The sequence below is a fragment of the Pseudarthrobacter niigatensis genome, assembly GCF_030812615.1.
GTDB classification, from domain to species: Bacteria; Actinomycetota; Actinomycetes; order Actinomycetales; family Micrococcaceae; genus Arthrobacter; species Arthrobacter niigatensis.
Window position 1 is genome coordinate 110,395 of the sequence record NZ_JAUSTB010000002.1, and the last position, 16,563, is coordinate 126,957.

At 69.0% G+C, this 16,563-nt stretch carries 17 protein-coding genes and 1 riboswitch; of the genes, 11 read left to right on the forward strand and 6 right to left on the reverse strand.

What is annotated here, in order from left to right:
- Window positions 1–53 precede the first annotated feature (53 nt).
- Window positions 54–1,532 carry an RNB domain-containing ribonuclease gene (locus tag J2T23_RS03650; protein WP_307357317.1) on the reverse strand — a complete coding sequence of 493 codons (1,479 nt, stop codon included), beginning with the start codon at window positions 1,530–1,532 and terminating at the stop codon, window positions 54–56.
- A 39-nt stretch (window positions 1,533–1,571) separates the two neighbouring features.
- Window positions 1,572–2,312 carry a thiamine phosphate synthase gene (gene thiE, locus J2T23_RS03655; protein WP_141159907.1) on the reverse strand — a complete coding sequence of 247 codons (741 nt, stop codon included), beginning with the start codon at window positions 2,310–2,312 and terminating at the stop codon, window positions 1,572–1,574.
- 27 nt (window positions 2,313–2,339) lie between these two features.
- Window positions 2,340–2,459: riboswitch (TPP riboswitch) on the forward strand.
- On the opposite strand from thiE, the gene thiO reads away from it, so the two are divergent.
- The 3 genes from thiO to J2T23_RS03670 all read left to right on the forward strand — a co-directional run bounded on the left by thiO (window position 2,451) and on the right by J2T23_RS03670 (window position 4,799).
- Complete coding sequence (gene thiO, locus J2T23_RS03660; protein WP_141159908.1) at window positions 2,451–3,746, forward strand: glycine oxidase ThiO; 1,296 nt, start codon at window positions 2,451–2,453, stop codon at window positions 3,744–3,746. It overlaps the preceding riboswitch by 9 nt.
- The gene (thiS, locus tag J2T23_RS03665) at window positions 3,743–3,979 is read left to right on the forward strand and encodes a sulfur carrier protein ThiS (protein WP_141159909.1); all 237 of its coding nucleotides are present in this window, start codon (window positions 3,743–3,745) and stop codon (window positions 3,977–3,979) included. The genes thiO and thiS overlap by 4 nt, the downstream gene beginning before the upstream one ends.
- A gap of 4 nt (window positions 3,980–3,983) precedes the next feature.
- Window positions 3,984–4,799 carry a thiazole synthase gene (locus J2T23_RS03670; protein WP_141159910.1) on the forward strand — a complete coding sequence of 272 codons (816 nt, stop codon included), beginning with the start codon at window positions 3,984–3,986 and terminating at the stop codon, window positions 4,797–4,799.
- 75 nt (window positions 4,800–4,874) lie between these two features.
- Here J2T23_RS03670 and J2T23_RS03675 read toward each other — a convergent pair whose 3' ends face one another.
- Genes J2T23_RS03675 through J2T23_RS03685 form a run of 3 tightly spaced genes read right to left on the reverse strand, consistent with a single transcriptional unit; the run spans window position 4,875 to window position 6,168 of the window.
- Complete coding sequence (locus tag J2T23_RS03675; protein ID WP_141159911.1) at window positions 4,875–5,177, reverse strand: hypothetical protein; 303 nt, start codon at window positions 5,175–5,177, stop codon at window positions 4,875–4,877.
- Window positions 5,178–5,217: 40 nt separating this feature from the next.
- Window positions 5,218–5,442, reverse strand: coding sequence for a DUF3107 domain-containing protein (locus tag J2T23_RS03680; protein ID WP_141181964.1), 225 nt, complete (start codon window positions 5,440–5,442; stop codon window positions 5,218–5,220).
- A 60-nt stretch (window positions 5,443–5,502) separates the two neighbouring features.
- Window positions 5,503–6,168, reverse strand: a complete 666-nt coding sequence (locus J2T23_RS03685; RefSeq protein ID WP_307357324.1) for a TetR/AcrR family transcriptional regulator — start codon at window positions 6,166–6,168, stop codon at window positions 5,503–5,505.
- Between the two features lie 85 nt (window positions 6,169–6,253).
- Between J2T23_RS03685 and moeB the strand changes: the two genes are divergently transcribed.
- Window positions 6,254–7,453 (forward strand): molybdopterin-synthase adenylyltransferase MoeB, encoded by a 1,200-nt coding sequence (moeB, locus tag J2T23_RS03690; RefSeq protein WP_307357327.1) that lies wholly within the window; start codon window positions 6,254–6,256, stop codon window positions 7,451–7,453.
- Window positions 7,454–7,571: 118 nt separating this feature from the next.
- On the opposite strand, the gene J2T23_RS03695 is transcribed toward moeB, so the two are convergent.
- Entirely contained in the window at window positions 7,572–8,888 is a 1,317-nt protein-coding gene (locus J2T23_RS03695; RefSeq protein ID WP_307357330.1) for a glutamyl-tRNA reductase, read from the reverse strand.
- 158 nt (window positions 8,889–9,046) lie between these two features.
- Between J2T23_RS03695 and hemE the strand changes: the two genes are divergently transcribed.
- From hemE to J2T23_RS03730, 7 genes are all read left to right on the forward strand, one after another.
- Window positions 9,047–10,141, forward strand: a complete 1,095-nt coding sequence (gene hemE / locus J2T23_RS03700; RefSeq protein ID WP_307357333.1) for a uroporphyrinogen decarboxylase — start codon at window positions 9,047–9,049, stop codon at window positions 10,139–10,141.
- A gap of 3 nt (window positions 10,142–10,144) precedes the next feature.
- Window positions 10,145–11,596, forward strand: a complete 1,452-nt coding sequence (hemG, locus tag J2T23_RS03705; RefSeq protein WP_307357336.1) for a protoporphyrinogen oxidase — start codon at window positions 10,145–10,147, stop codon at window positions 11,594–11,596.
- A gap of 106 nt (window positions 11,597–11,702) precedes the next feature.
- On the forward strand, window positions 11,703–12,611 hold the full coding sequence (locus tag J2T23_RS03710) for a hypothetical protein (protein WP_307357339.1): 909 nt from the start codon (window positions 11,703–11,705) through the stop codon (window positions 12,609–12,611).
- 113 nt (window positions 12,612–12,724) lie between these two features.
- Window positions 12,725–13,426, forward strand: a complete 702-nt coding sequence (gene hemQ, locus J2T23_RS03715; protein WP_141159919.1) for a hydrogen peroxide-dependent heme synthase — start codon at window positions 12,725–12,727, stop codon at window positions 13,424–13,426.
- Window positions 13,423–14,667, forward strand: coding sequence for a ferrochelatase (locus J2T23_RS03720; RefSeq protein WP_307357342.1), 1,245 nt, complete (start codon window positions 13,423–13,425; stop codon window positions 14,665–14,667). Before hemQ ends, J2T23_RS03720 begins: the two co-directional genes overlap by 4 nt.
- Complete coding sequence (gene hemC / locus J2T23_RS03725; RefSeq protein ID WP_307357345.1) at window positions 14,664–15,650, forward strand: hydroxymethylbilane synthase; 987 nt, start codon at window positions 14,664–14,666, stop codon at window positions 15,648–15,650. The genes J2T23_RS03720 and hemC overlap by 4 nt, the downstream gene beginning before the upstream one ends.
- Window positions 15,651–15,657: 7 nt before the next feature.
- Window positions 15,658–16,524 carry a uroporphyrinogen-III synthase gene (locus J2T23_RS03730; protein WP_307357348.1) on the forward strand — a complete coding sequence of 289 codons (867 nt, stop codon included), beginning with the start codon at window positions 15,658–15,660 and terminating at the stop codon, window positions 16,522–16,524.
- Window positions 16,525–16,563: the final 39 nt, after the last annotated feature.

Sequence of the window (16,563 nt, forward strand, 5' to 3'; positions counted from 1 at the left end):
GCCGTAAGGGCACAAAAACACGGTTTCGGACCGCCTGGGGGGCCGCCTGCCGTTCAGGAAACGAGCTCGAAGTGGATCTGCCGGGTGGTGATATCGGAGGAAACCAGCCGTACCCGGACCTTGGTGCCGGACTCCAGCTCCCCGGCGCACCGAGCGGTCACCGCCGGTTCGGCAATCTGGATAACCCCCGAACTGCCGTTCCCATTTCCATTCTTGCCATTCCCGTTGCCGTTCCCGTTCTGCGGCTTGGATCCGGAGATGACGATCGCATCGAATTCCTGCCCGATGTGGTTCAGCAGCAGTGCCGCTTCCACGGTATCCAGGGCCAGGCGCTCCATCCTTGACGCCAGCTGGTCCGATCCCGCCATGATGCCCGGAAGCAGGGGCAGGGCTTCGCGCGCCCAGCCGGGAACATCGCCGCCGTTGCTCAGGGCCTCGCAGATGACCAGCACGAACCGGTCCACCAGGCGGCGCAGCGGCGCCGTGGTGTGGGCGTAGGCGGCGCCGATGGCGGACTGGATACCGTCTTCGGGGACCGTCCCGTCAAAGGCGGTGTAGGACGCGCCGCGGAACAGCATCCCGGCCGAATGCATGATGGCCAGCTGGCGCGGGTCGGTGGGATCGAGCGACCGCAGGTATTCGCCGTAGCTGACCTGCCCGTCCCACGGCCTGCCCAGCACTTCGGTCTGCAGCCGGAAGTGCCGCAGCGACCGCTCGTCAGGTGCGGGCATGGTGCGCAGGATGCCCACCTTGCCCTCAAGCATGAGCTGCGCGGCTGCCATTCCGGTCATCAACGAAATCTGCGCGTTCCAGTCCTCGACGGGAAGCTGCGGGACGGCGTCAATCCGGTAGCCGCCGTCCGGCAGCTGGACGATTTCCTGCTCGGGCATGTTCAGGCTGGCGCCCTCCCGTGCCCGTTCCAGCGCCACGCGTTTCAGCCCCACCTCGCGGAGCAGCCGGAGGACGGGTGGGGCGGTCCCGGCGTCGAGGTCGGCCTGGGCACCTTTGTAGCTGAGCTTGTCGCGGCTGCGGACCCGCGCCCGCCGGACGCCGACGGTAATCACGGACGCTTCGCCGTCGAGCGTGAAGTCCCAGACGAAAGCCGAGCACTCCTGGCCGGGCAGCAGGCTGCCGGCCCCCTCGCTGATCACCTCCGGATGCAGCGGGATCCGGCCGTCCGGAGCGTAGAACGTCTGTCCGCGGCGCCGGGTCTCGGCGTCCAGCGGCCCGCCCGGTGCAACGAATGCGGGGACGTCGGCGATGGCATACAGGACGCGGTAGCCGGTGCCGTCCGGTTCGATGAAGACTGCCTGGTCCAGGTCCGTGGAGGACGCCGGATCGATAGTCACGAACTCGACGGCGGTCAGGTCGTAGGACGGCAGCTTCAGCGCCGCGACGGCGGCCCGGGCGTCTTCCACCGCGTCGGCAGGGTACGGCCCGGGCAGCTCAAGTTCGGTCCGCAGCAGGCCCAGCGCCTCTTCCAAGGCGTTCCTGTGGTCACGGACGTTAGGGGCCAACCGATGATGCGACACAAAATTCAGCGTAGCGCCAAGTCCCGGGATTAAGCAGTCTCAGCCGTCCAGCGCGCCGAGGAGCGAGGCAGCGGCTGCCGCGGGGTCGGCGGCCTCGGTGATGGCGCGGACCACCACGATCCGGCGTGCACCGGCCGCCACCACCTCGCGGACGTTTCCGTGGTCGATGCCGCCGATAGCAAACCACGGCACCGGATCCCCGGCCTGCCCGGAGGCATCGGCGGCGTACTTCACCAGTTCAGGCCCGACGGCGGCCCTGCCGGGTTTGGTGGGTGTGGCCCATACCGGCCCAACGCAGAAGTAGTCCAGCCCGGACGGGCCGCCGGTTGCAGCGAGGGCGGCGTCGACCTGGCCCGTGGTGTGGCTGGAGAGGCCGATGGCGGCGTTGCCGTTGACCAGCGTGCGCGCCGCAGCCAGCGGAAGGTCCTTTTGGCCGATGTGGAACACCGGTGCCCCGGACAGCACGGCAATATCGGCGCGGTCATTGACGGCCCACAGCCGGCCATGGCGTACCGCGGTCTCCTTCAACGCCGCCAGGAGGTCCAGTTCCTCGGCGGCCTCGATGGTCTTGTCCCGCAGCTGGATGATGTCCACGCCGCCGGCAAACGCGGCGTCCACAAACTCCGCGAAGTCGCCGTGCGCAGTGCGTGCATCGGTGCACAGGTACAGGCGGGCCGCCTTCAGGGCGTCGTTGTGGCCGGCGTTGGCAACTTCGGCTATGCCGGCCGGGGCTGCTGGAGCGTGGGGGCCTGCGGGCAGGGAGGAAGCGGACACATTCATGCCTGCAAGCCTAGTTCCTCTAAACTGGCCTGGTACTGCGGGAGCCCGCGGCAGCTGTCACAAAGCGCCGGGCTGAGAGGGCGTCAGAGCCGACCGCTTGACCTGATCCGGATAATGCCGGCGTAGGGAAGGAACCTTATGAGCACTCCCGTTGACCATCGTGCCGGGCCGTCCAGTGCCCCCCGTTCCACGGTCCGCGCGGACGTCGCCGTCATCGGCGGCGGAGTGGTGGGCCATGGCATCGCCTGGGAGGCGCAGCGCTCCGGCCGCTCCGTGGCCCTGATCGATGACGCGCCCGGAAGCGGTGCCAGCTGGGCCGCCGCAGGAATGCTGGCCCCCGTCAGCGAACTGCACTACCAGGAGGAGGACCTCCTGGAACTGATGCTTGACGCTTCCTCCCGCTGGCCCGGTTTCGCCGCAGGCATCGCAGGAGCCACCTCCGGTTCCGGATACCTGACGACGCCGACTCTCGCCGTGGGTGCCGACGCCGCGGACCGCCGCGCGCTGATGGACCTCCGCGCCGTACAGCAGGCCAACGGACTTGCCGTGGAACCACTCACCGTGCGGGACGCCCGCAAACGCGAGCCACTCCTCAGCCCCGCGATAGCCTGCGCCCTTGACACGCCTGCGGACCACCAGGTTGATCCCCGCCGCCTGCTGGCTGCCCTGCGGCAGGCCCTCGCCGGTGCCGTCCGCGGGAAGCCTGGCCTGGCTGTTGCAGGGGCGGTGGAAGGGTACGCCGTGCCGGACCGGGCCGGCGGCCTGCTGTGGGAGGGCGGAAGGGTCGTCGGCGCCAGCCTGGCTGGCGGCGGCACCGTCCTGGCAACGGAAACGATCGTGGCCAACGGGCTGCAGGCAGGGGACCTGGGCGGCCTGCCCGACGGCCTCGACCTGCCCCTGCGCCCCGTACACGGAGACATCCTCCGCCTCGCCGTTCCGCAGCACCTCCAGCCCCTTGTGACGTCCACGGTGCGCGGGCTGGTGCACGGTGTCCCCGTCTACATCGTTCCCCGGCAGGACGGGACCGTGGTCATCGGAGCCACCCAGCGCGAGGACGCGCTGTCCGATGCCGTCAGCGCCGGGGGCGTCTATCAGCTGCTGCGCGATGCCCAGGCGCTGGTGCCCGCCGTCGCCGAACTGGAGCTGCTGGAGTGCACCGCAAGGGCCCGGCCCGGAACCCCCGACAACGCGCCGCTGCTGGGCCGCGTGCCGGCGGCCCCCGGATCTGCAGGCGACAAGGCCGGGCACGTCCCCGGACTCATCATCGCCACCGGGTTCTTCCGGCACGGGGTGCTGCTCACTCCCGCTGCCGCAGCCATCTGCGCCGGGTTGCTGGACGGGCATGCCGACCCGCGCTGGGCGCCCTTCAGTCCGGAGCGGTTCTCGCGTCCGGCCGCCGCCCGCACAAACCACCACACCAAGGAGACAGTGTGAACATCACCCTGAACGGAAACACCCACACGGTGGCGGACGGCACCTCCATCACCACGCTCGTCAGCCAGGTCACCGGACGCCCGCTGGCACCGAACGGCCAGGCGACCGACGGCGGGAAGCTGGGGGTCGCCGTCGCCCATAATGCCCAGGTGGTGCCGCGGAGCCAATGGTTCGCCACGGCGCTCGCCGAGGGCGACGACATTGAACTTGTCACAGCAGTACAGGGAGGCTGACACCATGACCGAAACAGGCACCATCAACCCGGCCGGGAATCCCGGGGCCGCCGACGGCCTGGTGATTGACGGCGTCGCCCTTGGATCCCGGCTGATCATGGGCACCGGCGGGGCACCCAGCCTGGACGGCCTGGGCGCTGCACTCCTGGCATCCGGCACCGCCCTGACCACCGTGGCCATGCGCCGGTACTCCACTGCGGAGACCGGCTCGTTGTTCCAGCTGTTAGTGGACCACGGGATCCGGGTGCTGCCCAACACCGCAGGCTGCTTCACGGCCAGGGATGCCGTCCTTACGGCGGAGCTTGCGCGGGAGGCCCTGGAGACCGACTGGGTGAAGCTGGAAGTCATTGCCGATGAGCAGACCCTGCTGCCCGATGCTGTCGAACTGGTGGAAGCCACGGAGCAGCTGGTTAACCGGGGGTTCAAGGTCTTCGCCTACACCAACGATGACCCCGTACTGGCGTTGCGGCTGGAGAACCTTGGCGCCACCGCCGTCATGCCGCTCGGAGCCCCGATTGGGACAGGCCTGGGAATCCTGAACCCGCACAATATCGAGCTCATCGTGTCCCGTGCCTCGGTGCCGGTGGTGCTGGACGCCGGCATTGGCACGGCATCGGACGCGGCGCTGGCCATGGAGCTGGGCTGCGACGCCGTGCTGCTGGCCACGGCGGTGACACGGGCGCAGAACCCTGCACTCATGGGCGAGGCGTTCAAGCATGCAGTGCTCGCCGGCAGGATGGCCCGGGCAGCCGGGCGCATCCCGCGACGGGAGCATGCCTTGGCCTCGTCGGCGATGGAAGGCAGGGCGGAGTTCCTCTGAAACCCGGAACATACGCGTGTGGCCACCACCCTGCACGGGTGGTGGCCACACGCGTATGTCCTCACTTGCGGGCGGTCAGCGCCGCAGGATGACGGTGAGGCGTTCCGTATCGCGGCGGGCGCGCGTGCGGCCCAGGTAGACGACAGCGGCGATGGCAGCGGCGACGCCCAGGACCATCGGCAGGACCCAGGGAAGCCACGTGGTTCCCGGCAGGTAGCCGAAGCCCGCGGTCATCAGGATGATCCAGGCCAGCGCCGCAACACCCACGGCAACACCGGCAGGCAAGGCCGCGCCGTATTTGGAGTGCCGCTTGTCATTGGCCCAGACAACGAAGCCCGCAGCGACGGTTGCCAGCACCACGATGGTCAGCGAAAGCATGGATCTCCTTGAAGAACGAAGGGCCTGCAGCAGGCCCGGACTAGAACTGCCCGAAACCTACGCGCCGGACCTCCTCGGCACCGATTTCCACGTAAGCCAGTGCGTTGCCTGGAACAATGATCAGGCGTCCTTTGTCATCCTTCAGGCGCAGTTCGCTGCCCCCATTGATGGCTTCGCCAACCACCTTGGCCACGGTCTCCGCATCCTGGGTTGATTCCAGCACGATTTCGCGGCCAACGTTCTGAACGCCGATCTTAATCTCCAAGGGGGCCTCCCAGCCTGTGAAAGTTCTCGTGTTTCTACGAGGTGTTGTCTTATTTGTAGTCTAGGACTCTTTGGGGAAGCGAGAGATTCCGCGCCAAGCTAAACGGTAGATGAGGTCGCTGGCCACATCGAGGTCCAGGTTGCCGTCCGTTTCCAGCCAGTACCGGGCGCTGACCTGCGCCATTCCGGCCAGGCCCCGGCCCAGCAGCTGGGCTTCCAGATGGGGGAGCTTGGTGTCCTCGGCAATGACCCTGGCAATGGCGTCGGCGAAGGTCCGGTTGAAGGTTTCCAGCCTGGAGCTGACATCGGTGTCGTTGATCAGGTCTGATTCGAACACCAAGCGGTGGGCCTGGTCGTCATTGGCGATGAAGTGGAAGTAGGCGCGCATGACGGCCTGGACGCGTTCATCATTGTCCGTGGTGGAGTTCAGGGCGCCCAACATCAGTTCGGTGAGCGAGGCCAGGTGGCTTTCCAACAGCGCGAGGTAGAGCTCGCGCTTCGACGGAAAGTGCTGGTACAGCACCGGTTTGCTCACGTGGGCGGTTTCTGCGATCTCATCCATCGCGGCGCCGTGGTAGCCGTTGGCTACGAACACCTCCTGGGCCGCAGCAAGGAGTTGTGCGCGGCGCTCATCCCGGGGCAGCCGGGCGGACCGCTGGCCTGCGGGGCGGGAGGGAGCTTGCGGTTCGGCGGCGGTCGGGCGGCCCGCCCGTGCTTCAGGGACCACAGTTGTCCTTCTTTCCATTGCAGTTACCCTTCACTTTACTGCGGGGTAATATGACCCGGCGGTATCCCGGGGCATACATTGAAGTATGGCTTCGTCTTTCACCGCAAATGTTGCGTCACCCTCCCTGGATCCGCTGGTGGAACCGGCCGCCGACCTCACGGCCGCCGAGGTCGAAAGATACTCCCGGCACCTGATCATTCCCGAGATCGGCGCCCTCGGGCAGCGGCGGCTCAAGAACGCCAAGGTGCTGGTGATCGGCGCCGGCGGATTGGGAGCACCCGCGCTGCTCTACCTCGCCGCGGCCGGGGTGGGAACCATCGGCATCATCGACGACGACGTCGTGGACCTGAGCAACCTGCAGCGCCAGGTGATCCACGGCGTCAGCGATGTGGGCCGTCCCAAGATCGAATCCGCGCGCGACGCCATTGCCGGGCTGAACCCGCTGGTGGACGTCCGGCTGCACAACGTGCGCCTGGACTCGTCCAACGCCCTGGAACTGTTTAGCGGCTACGACCTCATTCTCGACGGTGCCGACAACTTCGCCACCCGCTACCTGGTGAACGACGCCGCCGCCATCCTTGGCAAGCCCTATGTGTGGGGCTCCATCTTCCGCTTTGACGGCCAGGTCAGCGTGTTCTGGGAGAAGCATGGACCCACGTACCGGGACCTGTACCCCGAGGCCCCGCCTGCCGGTTCCGTCCCGTCCTGTGGCGAGGGCGGGGTCTTTGGCATGCTGTGCGCCGCCGTGGGATCGCTCATGGTGACCGAAGCCGTGAAGCTGATTACCGGCGTCGGGCGCTCTTTGCTGGGCCGCGTGGCCCTCTTTGACGCCCTCGGCGGGAGCTGGCGCGAGATCCGGGTAGCGAAGGACCCGGCCGCCGAACCCATCACCGAACTCACCGACTACGAGGCCTTCTGCGGCATCGCCCCGGACTCCCCGTCGGACACCGAACACACGGTCACGGCCACCCAGCTGGCCACCATGCTGGCCTCGCGCCAAGCCGGGCTCAAGGACTTTGAACTGGTGGACGTCCGGGAATCGGGGGAGTACGACATCGTCCGGATCGACGGGGCAAAACTGATCCCGCAGGGACGTATCCTGGCCGGCGAGGCCTGGGACGAACTTCCGCAGGACCGGGATATCGTGTTCCACTGCAAGGCCGGTACACGGTCCGCCGGCGTGCTGGCGGCCGCCCGGGCAGCCGGGTATCAGCGGGTCAGCCATCTCGACGGCGGGATCCTGGCCTGGGTGCGGGACGTGGAACCCGAAAAGCCGGTCTACTGACCCGGACGCCCCATCACCTTTAGCGGCTTTTTGAGAAACGCCCCATCACTTCCCTGAAGAAAGTGATGGGGCGTTTCCGATTTAGGGGCAAATGGTGATGGGGCGTCGGGGAAAGCACTCAGGCGGTTTCGCGGCCCTTGTGGTCCACCGGGCACTCGGCGGCCGGCGCGGTGGCGGCGGGCTGCTCGACGGTGATGCCGTACAATGCCTCCAGGGCCGCCACGTAGTCGTCCTGCTGGCCGTTCGCCGCGAGTTCGCGGGCGCGGACCGTGGGGACGTGCAGCAACTGCTTGACCATGCGGCGCAGCGCGAACTCGACTTCTTCGGCGGCAGCGGTGCACCCGTGCCGGGCCCGGACCTTTTCCATCTCCGCGTCCAGCACACTCATGGTGTGGCGCCGCAGGGCAACGATGGCGGAGTCCACCGAGCGGGCTTTGCGCTCCTGCTCGAACGCCTTGGCCGCGCCCTTGACGATGCCGCTGGCCTGGGTCAGGGATTCCGCCTGCTCCTGCGGGGCGGCCAGGCGCACCGATTCCAGGGTCAGCAGTTCAACACCATCCAGTTCGCCGACGGCGGGATCGAAGTCGTGGGTGAGCGCCAGGTCGATGGCGATCAGGGGCTGCGGCGACTCCGCGCGGACCTGGGCCAGTTCATCGGCCTCGACCCGGGTGTCCGAGCCGCTGCAGCCGATCATGACGTCGGCAGCGGCCACCGCCGGGCGCAGGGACTCCACGTCCAGGGCGGCGCCTCCGCGGGAAGCAACGAACCCTTCGGCACGGCCGGAGGAGGAGAAAACAGAGATGTCAGTGCACCCGCGCTCGCGCAGCAGGGCCATGGTGGCGCCTGCGTACGCGCCGGTTCCGAACAGGACAACTTTCTTGGTTGACCAGTCCGGGTTTTCGGAAAGGTCAGTGGCCAGGTCGAGTGCCACCGAAACGATGGACAGGCCCCGCGAACCCAGGGCAGTCTGCGCGCCCACATCCTTGGCGGTTTTGGACGCGGCCTGGAACAGCCGGACGAGTCCGGCGCTGGCAGTACCGTCGTGCTGTGCGGTGATGAGGGCGCGGCGAACTTGCCCGGCGATCTCGCGCTCACCGACGACGGCGGAGTCCAGCCCCGCGCTGACGGCAAACAGGTGCTGGGTCACCTCAGGCCCGGTGCGGGTGCTGAAGGAGCGGGACACGAGCGGCTCCGCCAGTCCGCTGGCTTCGCTGATCCGCGAGACGAGGGCAGCCCGGGCCGCTTCAACATCGTCCGGATTCGCGGCCTCGCCGTAGATTTCATAACGGTTGCAGGTGGCCAGGACCACCGCGCCGGCGACGGCGGGTGATTCAGTGAGCGCGGAAGCGGCAATCCCGGAGGAACCGTTGCTCAACTGAGCAACGGTTTCAAGATCGATGTCGGCGTGTGTAGCCACCAATGAAAAAAGAACCACAGCAGACCAATCATAGCTTTTTCGTTACCCGGTAGAACAACCATCGGAAAGGATAGTCGCCACAGTGGGGCGTGATCCCCGCCACCTCCCGCTTTTCCGGGGCTTCAGCGACAGGTTGTCGTTATCTTTTGCGGCTCTTTTTGGGCACAATCAAAGGCATGACTCCTAGCCCTGCCGTCTCCGCTGCCGGCGCCCTCGCCGCAGACCATCCCCTGATGGACGGCCGCACAGCAGACTCTCCGCTGATCACGGCCTACCGCGGCGGCAAGCCGTCCCGCCGTCCCGTGTGGTTCATGCGGCAGGCCGGCCGCTCGCTGCCCGAATACCTTAAGGTGCGCGAGGGAATCGCCATGCTGGACTCCTGCCTCCGGCCGGAGTTGGCCTCCGAGATCACGCTCCAGCCCGTCCGCCGGCATGACGTGGACGCCGGGATCTTCTTTTCGGACATTGTCATCCCCTTGAAGCTTGCCGGCGTGGGCGTGGACATTGTTCCCGGGGTGGGGCCGGTCCTTGATAAGCCCGTGCGCACTGCCGCCGATGTCGCCGCCCTGCCGCAGCTGACCTGGGAAGCCCTGGAACCCATCCGCGAAGCAGTCCGCCTCACGGTGGCCGAACTGGGCAAGACACCATTGATCGGTTTCGCCGGGGCGCCGTTCACCCTGGCCGCCTACATGGTGGAAGGCAAGCCGTCCCGCGACCACCTGGGCCCGCGGACCATGATGCACGCGGATGCGGAAACGTGGACCGCGCTGGCCAACTGGGCCGCCGACGCCTCCGGCATGTTCCTCCAGGCGCAGCTGGAGGCCGGGGCCTCCGCCGCCCAGCTTTTCGACTCCTGGGCGGGTTCGCTGGGACTGGCCGACTACACCAAGTACGTTGCGCCGGCGTCGGCCCGGGCCCTGGACCACGTGCGCCACCTGGGTGCCCCGCTCATCCACTTCGGCACCGGCACGTCCGAACTCCTCGTGGCCATGCGGGACGTGGGAGTGGACGTGGTGGGCGTTGACTACCGGCTCCCGCTGGATGAAGCAAACCGCCGGCTCGGCGGGACGGTGCCCCTGCAGGGAAACATCGACCCTGCGCTGCTGGAAGCACCCTGGGACATCCTGGAAGCGCACGTCCGCGAGGTCATCGCCGCCGGCTCCGCCGCACCCGGCCACGTCCTGAACCTGGGGCACGGCGTACCGCCCGGGACGGACCCTGACGTCCTCACCCGGGTAGTGGAGCTCATCCACTCCATCTCTCCGGCGTAACCCGTGCGCGGCTCCCCGGCAACACCCGGCAAGGCGCTGGTGGTGGGCGGCGGGATCTCCGGGCTGCTCTCCGCCCGGGAACTCGCAGCAGCCGGACATGAAGTGACCGTCCTGGAAGCCGGGACGGCGTGGGGCGGCTGCGTGGGCAGCCATACGGTGGCCGGGCTCACCCTGGACAGCGGCGCCGAGTCCTTCGCCACCAGGTCCGACGCCGTCGCCCGGCTCTGCGCGGAACTGGGCCTTGGCGGGAAGATCGTTCCCCCGCGCCCCGGAGGTGCCTGGGTGCAGCTGCCGGATGGGCCCCGCGAGCTGCCCCGGACCGGCGTCCTGGGCATTCCCGCCAATCCTTGGGACCCTGAGGTGCGGCGCACCCTGGGCGTCCTCGGCTCGCTGCGCGCCTCCGTGGACCGCCTCCTGCCTGCCTCCGTCGGCGCCGGGGCCGGTGTCACCAGCGTCGCCGCGCTGGTCCGGGCCCGGATGGGGTCGCGGGTGCTGGAACGCCTGGTCTCCCCGGTAGTAGGCGGCGTCCACTCCGCCGATCCCGGCCTGCTCGACGTCGACATGGTGGCCCCCGGCCTCCGTGCCGGATTGCGGCAACACGGTTCCCTCGCTGCCGCGGTCTCGGCGCAGCGGCGCCGAGCGGGGACACCCGGGCACCCGCAGCAGCCCGGCCAGCCCGCAAAAGCCGGGTCCGCCGTCGCCGGCCTCGAAGGCGGCATGCACACCCTGGTGGATGCCTTGGTGGCGGATCTTCTGCGCCGTGGTGTGGTCCTTTTGCCGGGCACTGCCGCGACGACGGTCTCCCGCACTCCTGGCGGCTGGCGGGTCGACGCCGGCGGGGCGGCCTTCAGTGCTGCACTGCTGGTCATGGCAGTGGAGGGACCGGCCGCCGTCGAACTGCTGGAACATGCCGTCCCTGCAATTTCTGGAAAAAAGCCTGCCTCCGGGCCGGACGTCAAGCTGGTGACACTGGTCCTGGACAATCCGGACCTTGACGGGCGGCCGCGTGGAACGGGGATCCTGGTGGCCCCGCAAACGCCGGGGATCGATGCTAAGGCGCTCACGCATGCCACCGGAAAATGGGATTGGCTGGCTGCCGCTGCCGGGACCGGGCGCCATGTGGTGCGCCTTTCCTACGGCCGGGTGGACGGAGCGTCCGTGCAGGCCTCCGGCCCGCAATCGGATGATGAGCTGTTCGCGGCCGCCTTGCGCGACGCTTCCGCCCTGTTGGGCGTCCGCATCGCGGGGGAGGACATACGGGGCTGGGATGTGGTCCGCTGGCGCGGAGCCCTGCCGTTCGCCGCCGTCGGGCACCGTGCCCGGGCAGCGGACATCCGGCGGTCCTGCAGCGCTGCCGGCGGCCTGGCCGTCGTGGGCGGATGGGTAGCCGGGAACGGCCTGGCCGCTGTGGTGGCCGACACACGTGAGCAAATCGCCCAACTCACTGCCGCCTGAGCATTCCTGCTGGTCAGCGCTCCGAGCCGGGCCCGCGGCACCCGCGCCGCGCCCGGTACGGCGTCCCGTTCAGTTTCCAATCGGCCAAGCCTTCTGGTTAGGGTCGATGACTATGGTTCAACACAGGTCCGAGCTCTCAATGTCCCGGACCGGTATCCATGGGGGACTCCGGCGCGGCACCGCAGCAGCGGCCGTCGGAGCGGTACTGGTTCTTTCCACCGGCGTCCAGGCGTCCTTGGCGGACGACGCGGTCCCGCCTCCGCAAGACGTGGCATCCCAAGGCGGAGCCTGGCATCGAGGGCAGGGCACAGGCGAACCGAGCGCCCCGGCCCCGGCAACCCCGGCACCCCGGACCGCTTCGACGCTGCTCCCGTTGCCTGCTTCGCTGCTTCCGACGATTGCCGCGTCCCTGTCCGCAGGCTCGACCTCCACTGCCTCGCCCGCTCCGACGGACTCCGGGACGCCCCTGGCACCCCGGCCACAGACCACAGCCGCGGCCACCGCTTCCCCGGCTCCCGGCAGGTCCGGGTCCCCCGCGGCGTCCGGGCCGGCAGCTGCCCCTGGAACCGGTCCTTCGACAGCGGCGGGCGGCTCCGCTCCGGAGGCCGTTGCCACGTCCGCTGCAACGGCGCCCGGAGCAGCCGGGGGAGGTCCTGTCCCGCTGTCCGGGACGCGGGCCACGGTGCCGGGGTCCGGTGGAGCGTCCGCCGGCGGCGCCGCGGCGGCCGACGCCACCGGGACCGGCGAGGCTGGCCGTGTGGGGGACGACGCGCCGGCCGCCGGCCCGGTTTCCACGCCGGGCCCCGTCCTGCCAACGTCGCTGTCCATCAACGCGCGCCAGTCCCAGCCCACGCGGGCGCCGCAGGCCGCCGGAGCACCGGAAGGACCGGGACAGGCAGTTTCCTCCACCGGTCCGCTGCCCGGCGTGCCCGATGCCATGGTGTGGCTGGGCGCCGGACTGGTTGGCGTAGGTGCCGCCGCAGGGCTGGTATTCCTCCGCATGCGCCGCCCCTAAGGGCGGCCTGTCCGTTGGCCTGACGTGCTCCGGAAGGTGACTTTAATCACTTCTACGAGCTGTAGAACTCTTCGGTTTCGCCTTGGGGGCAGGGAAGGGGCAAACTTGTAACCATGAGCCACACTTCTGCCGAATCTGTCACTAAAACCGAAGAATCAGCCGAGCAGTTCTTTACCCTCTGGACGGTCTTCAAGCGGTCGGAGTCAGTGGTCCGCAGTGCGGATGCCGCCGCCGACTTCGAAGCGCTGCTGGAGCGTCTCGCCGCCGCCGGTGTCACGCACCGGGGCAGCTACGACGTCTCGGCCATGCGCGCCGACGCCGACGTCATGGTGTGGCTCCATGGACCCAGGCCGGAGGCGCTGCAGCAGGCCATCCGCGACATCCGCCGCAGCACCCTCTTCGCCGGCACGGAGATCGTCTGGTCTGCCATGGGTGTCCACCGCGAAGCCGAATTCGCCAAGAACCACACCCCCGCCTACTCCCGCGGCGTCGCACCGGCCGAGTGGCTGTGCGTGTACCCGTTCGTCCGGTCCTACGAGTGGTACATCCTGCCGGAGGCCGAGCGCGGCAAGATGCTCCGCGACCATGGACTGCTGGGACGGGACTTCCCGCAGGTCATTTCCAACACCGTTTCCTCCTTCGCCCTGGGCGACTGGGAGTGGATCCTGGGCCTGGAAGCGCCGGAACTGGTGGACCTCGTGGACCTGATGCGCCACCTCCGCGCCACCGAGGCGCGCAACCACGTGCGGGAGGAAGTGCCGTTCTATACCGGACGCCGCATCTCCGCAGACGAGGTTGCCGAGGTGCTCGCATGAGCCCCGAGCAGCAGGCAGCCACCGCCATCAACCCGGTGACCGAGGCCGGACGCATGGCCCCCAAAAACTACGACGCCGTCCTGCTGGCCTCCTTCGGCGGACCGGAAGGCCAGGATGACGTCATCCCGTTCCTCCGCAACGTCACCCGCGGCCGGGGAATCCCGGACGAGCGGCTGGAGGAAGTCTCGCACCACTACCGTGCCAACGGCGGCATCAGCCCCATCAACCAGCAGAACCGCGAGCTGAAGGCAGCGCTGGAGGCCGAGCTGGCTGCCCGCGGCATCGAGCTGCCCGTGCTGTGGGGCAACCGCAACTGGGCACCGTACATCCCGCAGACCCTGCAGGAAGCGTACGACACCGGGCACCGCCGGGTGCTCATGCTCACCACAAGTGCCTACTCCTGCTACTCCAGCTGCCGCCAGTACCGCGAGGACATCGGCATGGCGCTGACCGAAACCGGCCTGGACGGCAAACTGGAAGTGGACAAGGTCCGCCAGTACTTCGACCACCCGGGCTTCGTGGAGCCGTTCGTCGAAGGAACCGCCGCCGGCCTGGTGGAGGTCCGCGCCAAGCTTGCCGAAGCGGGCACCCCGGATGCACCCATCCATATCCTGTTCGCCACCCACTCCATCCCCACCCGGGACGCCGAGGCGGCTGGCCGCTCCGAGGGGGAGCCGCGCGTGTTCGAGGAAGGCTCCGCCTACGTGGCCCAGCACCTCGCCAACGCGGCCGCCGTCATTGAGCGGGTCGGGAAGGAATCCGGGCTGACCGCACCGTGGTCCCTGGTGTACCAGTCCCGCTCCGGTGCTCCGCACGTGCCGTGGCTGGAACCGGACATCAACGATGCCATCGAGGAACTGGCCGGCCAGGGCGTCAAGGGCATCGTCATCGTCCCGCTCGGCTTCGTCAGCGATCACATGGAAGTTGTCTGGGACCTGGATACCGAAGCGATGGAAACCTGCGCCAACCTGGGCCTGGCCGCCACCCGTGTCCCCACGCCCGGCACGCACCGTAAGTTCGTTGACGGCCTGGTGGACCTCATCTGCGAGCGGACGGTGGCCAACAACATCAGCGACCGCCCCGCCCTGACGGACCTTGGTCCCTGGTACGACGTCTGCCGGCCGGGATGCTGCGCCAACTTCCGCGGCGAAAAGCCCACCATCGCGGCGGCTGACACCACTGTGGGCACCGGCCATGACCCGTACCCGTCCGGCGGTGCCGCGGAAACGGCCCAGCTGTGACGGTCCGGATCGGAACTCGCGCCAGCAAGCTGGCGCTTACCCAGACCCAGCAGACCGCGGACCAGCTGGCCGCCGTCGGCGGTTTTCCGGTGGAACTGGTGCACGTCCGCACCGACGGCGACGTCCTGACGGGGTCGCTGTCCCAGATGGGCGGCACGGGCGTCTTTGTCGCTGCCCTGCGCGATGCACTGCTGCGCGACGAGTGCGACGTTGCCGTGCACTCGCTCAAGGACCTTCCCACCGGGGCCGCGGTAGGGCTCAGCCTTGCCGCCACTCCGCGCCGCGTGGACGTCCGCGACGTCCTGTGCGCCCGCGGCGGACTCAAGTTGGCAGACCTGCCGGCCGGGGCCCGCATCGGCACCGGTTCGCCGCGGCGCGCAGCCCAGTTGCGGGCCGCCCGCGCTGACCTGGACATCGTGGACATCCGCGGCAACGTGGACACCCGCCTGGGCCGGGTTCCCGGGCTGCCCGGCAACTCCACCGACCAGGTGGTGCCCGGAAAATCCTGCGACCTGGATGCCGTGGTGCTTGCGGCTGCCGGCCTGGAGAGGATCGGCCGGCTGGATGTGGTGTCCGAATACCTGGAAACCGACGTGATGCTGCCTGCAGCGGGTCAGGGATCTCTGGCCATCGAATGCCGAACGGCGGACGCTCCTGCGAAACCGGGGCCGGGCGGAGTCCTGGCCCAGGCCCTTGCCGCGCTGGATGATCCTGACACCCGCCTGGCCGTCACCGCCGAACGCGCCCTGCTGGCCCGGCTCGAAGCGGGCTGCGCAGCGCCCGTTGGGGCCTACGCCTACCGCAGGGGCAGCATGCTGCACCTTGAAGCAGTGGTGTGCGCCGTGGACGGCACCGCCACCGTGCGGGACAAGCGGGCCACCGACGGGCTGACGGAGGTGGGAGCAACCCTGCTGGGCATCGAACTGGCTGAGCTGCTCCTTGCCGCGGGAGCCGCCGACATCGCCGACCTGCAGGCATCCTGACCTGGCAATGACGCAGCCTTCCAGCGGCACCACGCCCCGGACTCCGCTTGGCGGCGTCCGGGTCCTGGTGACGCGCAGCCCTGAACGTTCGGCTGCCCTGGTGGAGGCGCTGGCAGCAGCCGGCGCGGAACCTGTGCTGCTGCCGCTCATCGACTTTGAACGGGCGCCTGACCAGCACATGCTGGATGTTGCCTTTGACGCGCTCGCAGCTGCCGCCTTTGACTGGCTGGTGGTCAGCAGCGCCACCACCGTCCACGTCCTGATGGAGAAAGCGGCAGAGCGGGGTCTGCGCCTGGGCCAGCTGGTACCGCCAGGGACGCGGATCGCCGCCGTCGGTCCCGCAACGCGGCGGCTCCTTGAGGCCGGCGGCCTCACCGTGGCACTGACCCCGCCCGGAGAACAGTCGGCCGCCGGGCTGCTCGCCGTCTGGCCGGGAGGAGGCAGGATCCTGCTGCCACAGGCGGATATCGCCGCCGGCACCCTTTCGGAGGGCCTGGCGGCCGCAGGCGGCACTGTTACCGCCGTGACCGCCTACCGCACTGTCGACTATCCGGCGGCAGCGGAACGGCGGCTTGCCATGCAGGCGGAGGACGGCGACGCCGGTCCGCTGCCGTCGTCGTACTCCCTCCTGACGCCGCAAACCGCCGCCGCGGACATCGCCGGCGGACGCCTTCACGCCGTGATCGCGGCCTCCCCGAGCGCCGTGCGCCGGATCGCCGCGCTGGGGCCTCTGGGCGGGTGCCGGCTGGTGGCCATAGGACGGTCGACGGCGGAACAGGCCGCTGCCCTGGACCTCGACGTTGCGGCGGTGGCGGCTGAGCCGACGCCGGAGGGCTTGGTAGCGGCCGTGGCCAAGGCGCTCAGCCCGCCCTGACGGTGACAGGCACGCTTCCCCAAATGCTTCACAACCAAT

Coding starts and splice junctions, on each gene's coding strand:
- thiE (WP_141159907.1), bottom strand. CDS start 2,312: ATGAATGTGTCCGCTTCCTCCCTGCCCGCAGGCCCCCACGCTCCAGCA.
- thiO (WP_141159908.1), top strand. CDS start 2,451: ATGAGCACTCCCGTTGACCATCGTGCCGGGCCGTCCAGTGCCCCCCGT.
- J2T23_RS03670 (WP_141159910.1), top strand. CDS start 3,984: ATGACCGAAACAGGCACCATCAACCCGGCCGGGAATCCCGGGGCCGCC.
- J2T23_RS03675 (WP_141159911.1), bottom strand. CDS start 5,177: ATGCTTTCGCTGACCATCGTGGTGCTGGCAACCGTCGCTGCGGGCTTC.
- moeB (WP_307357327.1), top strand. CDS start 6,254: ATGGCTTCGTCTTTCACCGCAAATGTTGCGTCACCCTCCCTGGATCCG.
- hemE (WP_307357333.1), top strand. CDS start 9,047: ATGACTCCTAGCCCTGCCGTCTCCGCTGCCGGCGCCCTCGCCGCAGAC.
- J2T23_RS03710 (WP_307357339.1), top strand. CDS start 11,703: ATGACTATGGTTCAACACAGGTCCGAGCTCTCAATGTCCCGGACCGGT.
- hemQ (WP_141159919.1), top strand. CDS start 12,725: ATGAGCCACACTTCTGCCGAATCTGTCACTAAAACCGAAGAATCAGCC.
- J2T23_RS03720 (WP_307357342.1), top strand. CDS start 13,423: ATGAGCCCCGAGCAGCAGGCAGCCACCGCCATCAACCCGGTGACCGAG.
- J2T23_RS03730 (WP_307357348.1), top strand. CDS start 15,658: ATGACGCAGCCTTCCAGCGGCACCACGCCCCGGACTCCGCTTGGCGGC.